We start from the raw sequence: 12,189 nt of genomic DNA, 5'->3' as shown, positions 1-12,189 counted from the left end.
CGCTCAGTGGCCCGAGAATTTCGGGTCACGTCGACTGAGCATTGCGTCGACTGCCTCCTCGTGGTCGGCAGTCGTGTGGGCGATGGCCTGATACGCGGCGGACAGCTCCAGTAGGGACTCCAGGCTCTGGTGCTGACCTTCGCGCAGTAACTTCTTGGTCATGCGCAGTACCTGAGGGGGATTGGCGGCGACGCGGTCTGCCAGCGTGTGGGCGGCGTCGAGTAGGTCGCCAGGCTCGACGACCTGCGACACCAAACCCCATTCGAGAGCGGTGGCAGCGTCGATCGCCTCGCCGGTGAACGCCATCTCGCTGGCACGCGCCATACCGATGGCGCGCGGAAGAAGCCAGGCTCCGCCGTCGCCGGGGATGATGCCCACCTTGACGAAGCTTTCGGCGAACTTCGCCGTCGTGGACGCAACGCGGAGATCGCACATCAGCGCCAGATCACACCCAGCGCCGATCGCAGCGCCGTTGACTGCGGCGATCGTCGGGATCTCGCAGTGATACAACGCTTTCGGGATGCGCTGGATGCCGTGTCGGTAGCCTTGTCTCAGCTCGGCCGGGCTGCCGCCGAACATTCCTTGCTTGTCTCGCATGTGCTTGACGTTGCCGCCGGAGGAGAACGCGGAACCTGCGCCGGTGAGAATCGCGACCCGAACGCTCGGGTCGCGATTCGCCTCGGAGACGGCGTCCTCGATCGCCGCCACGGTCTCGATCTCGGAGATCGGATTGCGGGACTCGGGGTTGTTCAGCGTCCAGACGACGACGTCGCCCCGGCGCTCGATCAAGAGTGGTTCGGTCATACCTACAGTGCAACACGCTCCGGTTCCGTCTCCGACGAGGCGCGCACCGTGCTTGCGCCCGCGGTCTTGATCTTTCGGTGCCCGACCGCAGTGAACGCGAGTCCCGCGACGATCCACGCGATCAGTACCAGCCATGGCTGGGCGGTCGACGCGTCGGGGAAGTACGACAGGGTGCGAAGCAGGGTCGATCCGGCTCCCGGTGGGAAGAACTGTCCGATGGTCCCCCACGCCCCGGGTAGGAATTGCGAGGGGGCTGCCGCTCCGGAGATCGGGTTGCCGATGAACATCATCAGCACTGCCGCGATCCCGATTCCGGCTGGGCCGACGATCGATGTCAAGCCGACGATGAGCGCGGTGATCGCCAGAATTGCCGCGGTCACTGCCGCGACGTTCACGACGATCGCGCCCTGCAGGATCCCGAACCAGCCCTGCGTGACGGCGACGACGACGATGCCGGCCGCCACGCCGTAGACCACAGTGGACAGAAGTCGACGTGAGGTGCCTCGAACCAGCATCGAGATGATCACCCCGCCGATGATTCCGCCGATGACGAGCGGGAAGGACATCCCGGACAGGCCGGCCCCTCGAGCGTCGGAGCTCGAGAAGGGTACGACGTCGACGGCGGTGGTGTTCATCTGTGCGGCGATCTGACCGAACATCTGACTGACAGCCGTGCCGTTCGCCGATGCGGTCAACACTTCTGGCTGTTGGCCGATGACGACGGCGCCGTAGACCTCGCGTGTTTCGATCGCCCTGATGGCGGCTTCACGGGTAGCGGCGGTCGATACCTCGAATTGGCCGGCGAGCTGGTCGGTGACGGCCGGGTTGTCTCCGACAACCGCAATGGGAATTCCCTGCACCGTCGAGGTGACGGACGGCCACAGAAATGCCAGAACGACGACCGTGAGTGCCGCCGCCGCACCGAGTGCGACGACGACGGCTCGCGGCCAGGCGGTGATCTTCATGCGTGGTCTCCTCTTCGAAAACGAATAATCGTTCTTTATCTTGGGTGGCAGTCACGAGCTTGTCAAGAACGAGTGTTCGTTTTTAATATGGCGTAGTGCCCAAAGTGAGCGAGAGTCATCGCGAGGAACAGAAACGCCGGATCATCGGCGCGGCTATGGCGTGCTTTGCTCGATCGGGCTTCGAGGGAACGTCGATGGCTGACATCATCACCGAATCCGGAATGTCCGCCGGCGCGATCTACAGCTATTTCAAGAACAAGCAGGATCTGATCCTGCACGTCACTCGCGACGTGCTGAAGAGCCGAGCCGAGGACCTCGACGGACTGGAGAAGCAGGATCCACTGCCTCCGCCCGCGGCGGTGATCCGCCTGTTCCTGGCCGGCATGACGAAGGACGTGGGCAATCCGAGCATTCTGGTGCAGATTTGGGCTGCGGCCGCCGGTGAGGCCGACGAGTCCACGTCGGTGGAGTCGGTTGTCACGGAACTGCGGGCCCTGTACGAGGGCTACCTACGAGTCTGGTTCAGACGCAACGGAGCAAGCGGCTCCGATGCCGATGCGCGGGCGCAGTCGATGGCTCCGTTGGTGGTCGGCCTGTGTCAGGGGTTCATCCTGCAGTCGGCTTTGGTACCCGACTTCGATCCGGAAGGGTATCTGAACGCCCTGGATCAGCTTTCCTTGTGAGCGGAAATGTAGCGTTCCCTGGTCGCTCCGCAGGCTCCGCTCCTGACCCAGGGCCTACATTTCCGCTCACGTGCGGCGGAGCCGCCTAGACGGTTCTGGTCAACCGATCCGCCAGCAGACGAGAGAACTTCGCCGGATCCTTCAACTCGGTGCCTTCGGCGAGAAGAGCCGTTGCGTAGAGCAATTCGGCGGTCTCGGCGAGGGACGCGTCATCGCTGCGCTCCTCGCGTGCCTTCTTGAGCCCCGTCACCAAATCGTGCGTCGGGTTGAGTTCGAGGATGCGCTTGGAGGTCGGAACGAACTGTCCCGACGCCTTGTACATCTTCTCGAGCTGTGGCGAGAAGCTGAATTCGTCACCGACGACGCATGCGGGGGAGGTGGTCAGGCGGGTCGAGAGGCGAACCTCCTTGACGTCCTCGGACAAGGTCTCGGTGAGCCACTTCAGCAGCTCCTCGAATTCCTTGTCCTGCTCCTCGCGCTTGGCCTCGGCGTCCTTCTTCTCCTCCTCCGTGTCGAGATCGACCTCGCCCTTGGAGATGGACTGGAAGGACTTGCCGTCGAACTCGGGGACGTTGCCGACCCACACCTCGTCGACGGAGTCGGTCAGCAGCAGCACCTCGATGCCGCGAGCCTTGAACGCCTCCATGTGCGGCGAGCTCTCGATCTGCTGACGGGATTCGCCCGTCATGTAGTAGATCTGCTCCTGTCCGCCCTTCATCCGGTCGACGTACTCGGCGAGGGTGGTCAGACCCTCCTCGGAGTTGGTGGACGCGAACGACGACACCGACAGCAGCGTCTCGCGGTTGTCGGCGTCGGAGATGAGGCCTTCCTTGAGCGCGCGACCGAACTGCGACCAGAACGTCTGGTACTTCTCGGCGTTCTCGCTCTGCATCTCCTTGACGGTGGAGAGGACCTTGCGCGTCAAGCGACGACGGATCGCGCGGATCTGGCGGTCCTGCTGCAAGATTTCACGAGAGACGTTGAGCGAGAGGTCCTGTGCGTCGACTACACCCTTGACGAAGCGTAGGTACTCCGGCAGCAGCTCCTCCGAGTCGTCCATGATGAACACGCGCTTGACGTACAGGTGCACGCCCGACTTGCCCTCGCGCATGAACAGATCGAACGGTGCCTGCGACGGAATGAACAGCAGCGCTTGGTATTCGAACGTGCCCTCGGCCTTGAACGGGATGACCTCGAGCGGCTCGTCCCAGGCGTGCGAGACGTGCTTGTAGAACTCCTTGTATTCCTCGTCGGACACTTCGTCCTTCGGGCGAGTCCACAGAGCCTTCTGGGAGTTGATCGTCTGCGTCTCGATTTCGACGGTGTCCTCGGCGCCCTCTTCGGTTGCCTTGACCGTCTTCTCGACGTCGATGCGGATCGGCCACGCGATGAAGTCCGAGTACTTCTTGACGAGCTGTTTGATCTTCGATTCCGACGCGTAGTCGTAGAGGTGATCCTCTTCGTCGGTCGGCTTGAGGTGCAGCGTGATCGAGCTGCCCTGCGGTGCGCCGTCGACGTCGGAGATCTCGTAGGTGCCCTCGCCGGTCGACTCCCAGCGGGTGGCGCTGGCTTCGCCGGCCTTGCGGGTCAGCAGCGTGACCTTCTCCGCGACCATGAACGTCGAGTAGAAGCCGATGCCGAACTGGCCGATCAACTCCTCCGACGCCGCGGCGTCCTTGGCTTCCTTGAGCTTCTTGCGTACCTCGGCGGTGCCGGACTTGGCGAGCGTGCCGATGAGGTCGATGACCTCGTCACGCGTCATGCCGATGCCGTTGTCACGGATCGTGAGCGTCCGGGCCTCTTTGTCGATGTCCAACTCGATGTGGAGATCGGAGGTGTCGACGTCGAGGTCCTTGTTGCGGTAGGACTCGAGCCGCAGCTTGTCGAGGGCGTCGGATGCGTTGGAGATCAGCTCCCTGAGGAAGCTGTCCTTGTTGGAGTAGATGGAGTGAACCATCAGGTCCAAGAGCTGGCGCGTCTCGGCCTGAAATTCCCGCTGTTCGGTGGTCATGAGTGTGTGCGATCTCCTTCTAGAGCAAAACCGTCGCGAGCATTCTACTTACGAGCCGCATCGCCGAGTTGCGGGACTATTTCGTTCAACGCCCAATCCAGACTGAGCGGCGACGGGAACGCGATCGATTGTGCCTGCGTGGGCGAGAGAGGCACGAACGCACCCCGTCGAACGGCGGACAGGGACTGAACGGCGGGCTGGGCGGCGAGTTCGTCGACCGAACCTGGCAGACCGGTCGCGATGATGACGTCCGCGTCCGTCTCCGACAGGTAGTCGTAGCTGATCTGCGCACGGCCCGGGATGGTGCTGACGGGTTGGGCGGTGGCGAACTCCGTCGGGGCCATGCCGAGCTGTCCCAGCAAGCTGGCGCCCGCGTCGTCCGACGAGTTGACGATGTAGACCGCGCCGTCGCTCGGCCCGACGAAGAACGTGAAGGTCTTTCCGTCCAGCTCGGGGAATTGCGCGGCCGCGTCGGCGATGCGGGCCTCGGTGTCGGCGATCACCTGCTCGCCCTTCTCGGGAACCCCGAGAGCCGACGCCACCGTCGCGGTCGCGCTCTGCCAGGTTTCCGACGACGGGGTGTCGGCGAAATGGACGACCGGCGCGATCTCCGTCAGCTGGTCGTACGCGCGCGCCAGGGTGAAGGACTTGGTGGCGACGATCAGATCGGGTTGCAGCGCGGCGATCTCCTCGATGGGGATCGTGGCTCCGCTCGCTTCCCACACGGGAGGGGTCTGCGGCACTGCGTTCTCGAACCACGGTTGATAGCCGGAGTCCGTTTGAGCCTTCGCCACGGAAATCGGCGTTACGCCCAGGGAGAACACGATGTCCGCGTCGGTCCACGTCAAGGCAACGACGCGTTCGGGCTTGTCCGGCACGTCGGCGGTGCCCAGGGCGCCGGCAACCGAGACCGGAAAAGCGCTGTTCGACGCCGTTTCCTGGGCCGGTTCGCCGTCGTCGGCCGAGGAGCATGCGACGAGAGTCAGGGCTGCGGTGGCGGTGACCAGCGTCATGGCCAGTGTGCGTCCGAAAGGCATGAGGTGAGGCTAGCCAATGACTGCGTGTCCTGTTCGCCGGGTTCGGCTCACCTATCCTCGCGGGGGTGACGAAACAGCGGATCGTGCCGATCGCCCTCGGCATCGCAGGTGCAGCGTGGGTGGCCCGAGCAGCGTGGGGACTCCCGGCCCAGATCGGTGCGACGACAGGCAAGATCGCGCCCTATGCGGCAGGATCGGCTCGCTACCGCGACCGCCGATTCCACAACACCGAACCCAGCTCCAGCTTCTCCGGCGGTGGCGACGAGTCGATTCTGGTGTCCTTCCTCAGGCGCCGCGCGCAGGGGAAGCCGCAGCAACCGATTCCCCTCGCACCCCAGGTCGCTCCCGTCGACGCCGGCGAGATCGCCGTCACCTGGTACGGACACTCGTCCGTGCTGGTCGAACTGGACGGCAAGCGCATCCTCGCCGACCCGGTGTGGAGCAACCGAGTGTCGCCATCTCGCACCGTCGGGCCGTCGCGGCTGCATCCGACGCCGGTTGCCCTCGACGCGCTGCCCGCCGTCGATGCGATCGTCATCTCCCACGACCACTACGACCACCTCGACAAGGCGACCATCGTGCGTCTCGCTAGCCTGCAGACGGCGCCGTTCGTCGTTCCGCTGGGCATCGGAGCACACCTTCGCCACTGGCGCATCCCGGAGGACCGGATCGTCGAATTGGACTGGGACGACCAGACCGAGGTCGCCGGCATCACGATCACCTGCACCGAAGCCAGGCATTTCTCGGGCCGAGGACTCAAGCGCGATCTGACGCAGTGGGCGTCCTGGGCGTTCGCGGGCCCGAAGCATCGAGTGTTCTTCGGCGGCGACACCGGTTACACGGTCAAGTTCGCGGAGATCGGCGCCAAGTACGGCCCGTTCGACCTGACGTTGCTGCCTGTCGGTGCCTATGACCCACGCTGGGCGGACATCCACATGAACCCGGAAGAAGCCGTGCGGGCACACGGAGACCTGGGCGGAAATGTGCTTGTTCCGGTGCACTGGGCGACGTTCAATCTGGCGTTCCATCCGTGGTCGGAACCCATCGTTCGGCTGAAGGCCGCAGCCGACAGCGTCGGTGTCCCCACCGTCGTCCCGATGCCGGGCCAAAGGATCGATGCATCGAGGGGGTCACAGGACGATCGGTGGTGGGCGAGGCTCGGTTGACCCCAACTAGTCTGTGTCCATGTCGATCGAGACGGACGCGCAGTGGGAACGCGGGCTCACCGAAGCGGAAGTAGCGCAACTCAGAGCGGACGGGAAATCCAACGACGTTCCGGCGCGTGCGAGTCGTTCGGTCAAGGACATCGTCCGCGGCAATGTCTTCACGCGGATCAATGCGATTCTGGGTGTTCTGCTGATCATCGTGCTGTCGACGGGATCGATCGTCGACGGCATGTTCGGACTTCTGATCGTCGCCAACAGTGGTATCGGCATCATTCAGGAGATCCGGGCCAAGAGGACGCTCGACGAGCTCGCGATCGTCGGCCAGAGCAAACCGGTTGTTCGACGGGACGGTGTCGCGCGTGAGGTTGCCCCGGACGAGGTGGTTCTCGGTGACGTCATCGAGTTGGGCCCGGGCGATCAGATCGTCGTCGACGGCAGTGTGGTCGAAGCGTCGTCGCTGGAGGTCGACGAGTCGCTGCTCACCGGTGAAGCGGACGCGGTGCACAAGGAGATCGAGGCGCCGATCCTGTCCGGTAGTTTCGTCGTAGCCGGTAGCGGTGCCTACCGCGCAACGAAGGTCGGACGTGATGCGTACGCCGCCAAGCTGGCCGAGGAAGCGAGCAAGTTCACCCTGGTGCACTCCGAGCTGCGGAGCGGCATCGACAAGATCCTGAAGTTCATCACCTACCTGATGATTCCGGCCGGTGCGCTCATCATCTACAACCAGCTGTTCTCGTCGGGGCAGTCGTTGGGTCCTGCGCTCAACGGTATGGTCGCGGCCCTCGTTCCGATGGTGCCCGAGGGTTTGGTGCTGATGACGTCGATCGCGTTCGCCGTCGGTGTCGTTCGGCTCGGGCAACGGAAGTGTCTCGTCCAGGAGCTTCCCGCAATCGAGGGGCTCGCTCGCGTCGACGTGGTGTGTGCGGACAAGACGGGCACGTTGACCGAGAACGGTATGCGCCTCGCGGAGCTTCGTGTGGTGGAAGAAGGCGATACCGCCGCGCTGCCTCGGGTCCTGGCCGCGCTCGCACACGACGATCCTCGACCGAACGCAAGTGTTCTCGCGATCGCCGAAGCGTTCCCGGATGATCCGGGGTGGACCGAGACCGCGGTCGCGCCGTTCTCGTCGGCGAAGAAGTGGAGTGGACTGTCCTACGGGGACGACGGCAACTGGCTTCTCGGAGCGCCCGACGTGTTGCTGGACCCGAACAGCGACATCGCCCGCCAGGCAGAGGAAGTCGGCTCGTCGGGACTGCGTGTTCTGCTGCTCGCCAGCAGTGATCTCCCGGTCGACGACGACGCGGCCCCCGGTGTGGTCACCCCGCGGGCGCTGGTGATCCTGGAACAGAAGGTGCGGTCCGACGCCCGCGAGACCCTCGAGTACTTCGCGAGCCAATCCGTTGCCGTGAAGGTCATCTCCGGGGACAACGCAGTGTCGGTGGGGGCCGTCGCAGGATCCCTCGGCCTCGCCGGCAGCCCCATCGACGCACGCAATCTGCCCGAGCGCACCGAGGACCTCGCCGACACCGTCGAGAATTCCACCACGTTCGGACGGGTGCGCCCCGATCAGAAGCGTCAGATGGTCGGTGCACTGCAGTCCCGCGGCCACACCGTGGCGATGACCGGGGACGGCGTCAACGACGTGCTCGCACTCAAGGACGCCGACATCGGTGTCGCCATGGGCTCGGGCAGTGCCGCGACGCGCGCCGTCGCGCAGATCGTGCTCTTGGACAACAAGTTCGCGACGTTGCCGTACGTCGTGGGTGAAGGCCGACGCGTCATCGGAAACATCGAACGCGTCTCGAACCTGTTTCTCACCAAGACCGTGTACTCGGTTCTGTTGGCGTTCCTCATCGGGCTGTCCGGGGTGCTGTCGCAGATCTTCCACTTCGAGCCGATTCCGTATCCGTTCCTGCCGCGTCACGTCACCATCGCCGCGTGGTTCACGATCGGCATCCCCGCATTCATCCTGTCGCTCGCCCCCAACAACGAGCGCGCGCGGTCCGGGTTCGTCCCGCGCGTGATGCGCCTGGCGGTGCCGTCGGGCCTGATCGTCGGCGTCGCGACGTTCGTGTCGTATCTACTTGCCTACCAGGGCCCGCAGGCGACCGAGGAGCAGGTGACCCAGGCGAGTACGACGGCATTGATCACGCTGATCATGATCGCCGTGTGGGTGCTCGCCGTCGTCGCTCGGCCGTACGTCTGGTGGAAGATCGTGCTGCTCGCCGGTTCGGTGTTGGGCTACCTGGCGCTGTTCACCATCCCGTTCTGCCGCACGTTCTTCAAGCTCGATCCGTCGAACATCGCGCTGACGACCTCGGCGTTCGTGATCGGCGCCATCGGAATCGTGCTCGTCGAGGTGTCCTGGCGCGTCAGCGCGGCCCTGCAACGACACCGTTCCGCGAAGTAAGCTTCATCCCGCCAGCACAAACACACGCGAATGGGAGTGGTCATGGGTTTCGCAGACAACCTCAAGGGCTTCGTCGACAAGGGCAAAGAGCTCGCCGCCGAGAACTCCGACAAGATCGAGGACGTCGTCGACAAGGCGGGCGATTTCATCGACGACAAGACCGGTGGCAAGTACGCCGACAAGGTCGACAAGGTGCAGGAAGCGGCGAAGAAGGCCATCCCGGACAAGCCGTGAACGAATGATCGTGTGCGAGTCGGCTGCGCGAGGCAGCGCAGCTGACGGCATGATCTAGCTGTGGACGGACCAGTACTTCTTCTCGTCGTGATCGCGGCCGTCGCGGTGGCGGGTTTCGCCAAGCGCTTCGACCTTCAGGTGCCGCTGGTGCTCGTCGCGGTCGGGTCGGTGGCGTCGTTCGTTCCAGGAGTCCCTCAGCTGACTCTGTCACCCGAGCTGATCCTCGGCGTGGTGTTGCCTCCACTGTTGTATTCGGCTGCGCTCGACTTCTCGTTCGTCAGCTTCCGCAAAAACTTGGGCCACATTCTCCGGCTCGGCATCGTCATGGTCATCGTGACCGCGGTGGCCGTGGGATATTTCGCCAACTGGCTGGTACCGGAACTCACTCTCGGCGCCGCACTGGTCCTGGGCGCTGTGGTGGCGCCTCCCGACGCCGTAGCCGCGATCGCTGTCGGCCGCAAACTCGGTCTGCCCTCCCGCATGATGGCGATCCTGACCGGGGAAAGCCTTGTCAACGACGCGGCCGCCCTGACTCTGTTCACCCTCGCCGTCGCGTCGGTGACGGGCAAGAAGATCGAGATCGACTCGCCCGTCCTGTTCTTCGCGTACGAGATCGCGGGCGGAGTGATCGTCGGCTACGTGCTCGCCCGCATCGTCCGTTTCGTTCGTTCGCGCATTCGCGATTCCTCGTTGGAAACCGTTCTGGGACTTGTGCTTCCGTTCACCGCATACCTGGCTGCCGAGGAGATCCACGCGTCGGGAGTGCTGGCCGTCGTGACCGCGGGATTCGTGCTCGGCAGGGTCACCGCGGACGTCGCGGTCCCAACGCGAATTCAGGAACGCCAGGTCTGGCCGTTGATGGACCTGCTGCTCGAGGCATTCGTGTTCGCCTACATGGGATTGCAGCTGAAATCGGTCATGCAGGAAGTGCAGCGTGACGGACTGCCGGTGCACCACATCTTCGCCTATGCCCTGCTCGTTCTGCTGGTCGTCATCGTCGTCCGGCCTGCCTGGATCTTCGTCAACACCTCCAGACGTTCCGTGGTGCGCAAACTTCTGCGCAGGAAGGCGTCGGAGACGTCCGACGCACTCGGCCTGACGTGGCGACAGAATCTCGTCCTGTCCTGGGCGGGAATGCGAGGCGTGGTGACGCTGGCCGCGGCGTCGGGTGTGCCGCTCGCCACCGTGGCGGGCGATCCGTTCCCGGGCCGCGCCGTCATTCAAGCCGTCGCATTCGTCGTTGCGGTCGGGACGTTGGTGATCCAGGGGCTGACGCTGCCGATGCTCATCCGGAGACTCGATGTCGCCGACGCCGACGAGCAACGACGAACCGACGAACAGGCGGCTCTCGCACGGTCCATCTCGAGGTCCGCTGCCGAGCAGTATCTTTCCGAGGCCGCGGTGAACGGGATCGCGGGGGCCAGCCGAGAATCCGTCGAGCACGTCCTGGAACGGGTTCGACGATCGGTCCGCGCGCGACTCGACGCCGACGAGACCGAAGACCACGAAGAGCGGATCGCCGCAGCGGGCGCACTGTTCGACACGTTGCGCCGCAACGTCCTCGTCGCACAGCGCGCAGCACTGGTGCATGCTCGTGACGAGGGCGAACTGGACGACGAGGTCCTGCGGACCGTTCTCGACGGCCTCGACGTGGAGGAAGCTGCGGCCGAAGCACGACTGGAACGGAGAAACCGATAGTGCGGCGGTGGCTGGTCGGCGTCCTGGCCCTGACTCTTCTCGCCGGGTGCGGCGGGCCCGAGGCGCAGCCTGCGCTCGATTCGCCTGTGCCCCCCGCTGCACCCGCACCCGTCGGCGACGAACGTGGCGCGATCGTCTCGCAGACGGACATGGGTCATCTCGACCTCGCAGTGCGGTTCCTCGGTGCGTCCGCCACCCGTGTGGTGTACGCGTCCACATCGGGTGACGGCTCGTCGCGGACGGAAGTGTCCGGGGTGATCTTCACCCCGAAAGGGGCGCCGCCGGAGGGCGGTTGGCCCATCGTGTCCGTGGGTCACGGCACGACCGGAGTCACCGACGAGTGCGCCCCGTCGCTGTACCCGAACCTGTTGGGCACCATCGGGACCGTCGCTCCGTTCCTCGAACGAGGCATGGTCGTCGCGGTCACGGACTACGAGGGCATCGGCACTCCCGGTGTGCATCCCTATCTCGACCCGAATGCCGCGGCGTACAACGTCATCGACGCAGTCCGAGCGGCCGCGAACGTCGTACCCGGCACCGGTGATCGGTGGGGGGCGATCGGTAACTCGCAAGGTGGACAGGCAGTGTGGGCGGCAGCAGAGCATGCGGATTACGCGGACGGGTTGGAGCTCGTCGGCAGTGCCGCGCTGTCGCCCGTCCTCGATCTCGCGCCCATGTTCGACGCGGGGCATGTGAACACCCTTCCGCAGATTCTGCTGACACCGTTTCTGGTCGACGGCCTGCAGTACCGGGATCCGGAGGTGACCGGAACCGAGTTCGTCCGGGGCGCGCTCGAGGCCGACAGGCGCGCGCTGACCGCGTGCACGGACCTCCTGGGCGTGCAGAAGGCGGAAGCCGCTGGGCGTCTGACGCCGTCGGACGCGACGCCGGATACCGAGGCGTCACGTCTGAAAATGGTGGAGTGGTTGACGTCCGTCGCACTGCCGCGCACACGGACGGATGTGCCGTTGCTGGCCGTCGTCGGGCAGCAGGATCAATTGATCGACCCGAAATGGACACGCGACGCCGTAGCGCGGGCATGCTCGATGGGAGACGTCGTGTCCATCCGGGAAGAGCCCGGCCAGGGGCATTCGGACCAGGCGGCCGTCGCCGACGGGGTGGCGTGGTTGACCGACAGATTCGCCGGCGTACCACCGCCCGACACCTGCGCAGGAGGATGA

10 protein-coding genes are annotated in these 12,189 nt (G+C 64.8%); 6 read left to right on the top strand and 4 right to left on the bottom strand.

The annotated features are described in order from the left end of the window. Positions 1-3: 3 nt before the first annotated feature. Both CH293_RS03960 and CH293_RS03955 read right to left on the bottom strand, forming a co-directional pair. The gene (locus CH293_RS03960) at positions 4-804 is read right to left on the bottom strand and encodes a crotonase/enoyl-CoA hydratase family protein (protein WP_094626328.1); all 801 of its coding nucleotides are present in this window, start codon (positions 802-804) and stop codon (positions 4-6) included. Positions 805-806: 2 nt separating this feature from the next. Beyond that, a complete protein-coding gene (locus CH293_RS03955; RefSeq protein WP_094719438.1) occupies positions 807-1,769 on the bottom strand; it encodes a hypothetical protein in 963 nt (320 codons plus the stop codon). A 95-nt stretch (positions 1,770-1,864) separates the two neighbouring features. Between CH293_RS03955 and CH293_RS03950 the strand changes: the two genes are divergently transcribed. Further along, on the top strand, positions 1,865-2,452 hold the full coding sequence (locus tag CH293_RS03950) for a TetR/AcrR family transcriptional regulator (protein ID WP_037103764.1): 588 nt from the start codon (positions 1,865-1,867) through the stop codon (positions 2,450-2,452). Between the two features lie 85 nt (positions 2,453-2,537). Here CH293_RS03950 and htpG read toward each other — a convergent pair whose 3' ends face one another. Next, positions 2,538-4,463 (bottom strand): molecular chaperone HtpG, encoded by a 1,926-nt coding sequence (htpG, locus tag CH293_RS03945; RefSeq protein WP_094719437.1) that lies wholly within the window; start codon positions 4,461-4,463, stop codon positions 2,538-2,540. A 44-nt stretch (positions 4,464-4,507) separates the two neighbouring features. After that, positions 4,508-5,500 (bottom strand): iron-siderophore ABC transporter substrate-binding protein, encoded by a 993-nt coding sequence (locus tag CH293_RS03940; RefSeq protein WP_094719436.1) that lies wholly within the window; start codon positions 5,498-5,500, stop codon positions 4,508-4,510. A 65-nt stretch (positions 5,501-5,565) separates the two neighbouring features. Between CH293_RS03940 and CH293_RS03935 the strand changes: the two genes are divergently transcribed. Genes CH293_RS03935 through CH293_RS03915 form a run of 5 tightly spaced genes read left to right on the top strand, consistent with a single transcriptional unit; the run spans position 5,566 to position 12,189 of the window. Next, complete coding sequence (locus CH293_RS03935; protein WP_094719435.1) at positions 5,566-6,666, top strand: MBL fold metallo-hydrolase; 1,101 nt, start codon at positions 5,566-5,568, stop codon at positions 6,664-6,666. Between the two features lie 19 nt (positions 6,667-6,685). After that, positions 6,686-9,076, top strand: a complete 2,391-nt coding sequence (locus tag CH293_RS03930) for an HAD-IC family P-type ATPase (protein ID WP_176459902.1) — start codon at positions 6,686-6,688, stop codon at positions 9,074-9,076. Between the two features lie 42 nt (positions 9,077-9,118). Further along, entirely contained in the window at positions 9,119-9,310 is a 192-nt protein-coding gene (locus CH293_RS03925) for an antitoxin (protein WP_037103968.1), read from the top strand. Between the two features lie 60 nt (positions 9,311-9,370). Then, the gene (locus tag CH293_RS03920) at positions 9,371-11,008 is read left to right on the top strand and encodes a Na+/H+ antiporter (protein WP_094719433.1); all 1,638 of its coding nucleotides are present in this window, start codon (positions 9,371-9,373) and stop codon (positions 11,006-11,008) included. Further along, positions 11,008-12,189, top strand: a complete 1,182-nt coding sequence (locus CH293_RS03915; RefSeq protein ID WP_094719432.1) for a lipase family protein — start codon at positions 11,008-11,010, stop codon at positions 12,187-12,189. Before CH293_RS03920 ends, CH293_RS03915 begins: the two co-directional genes overlap by 1 nt.

Source organism: Rhodococcus sp. 14-2470-1b (assembly GCF_002259415.1).
Classification (GTDB): domain Bacteria; phylum Actinomycetota; class Actinomycetes; order Mycobacteriales; family Mycobacteriaceae; genus Rhodococcoides.
This window is presented reverse-complemented; position numbering and strand designations above follow the sequence as displayed.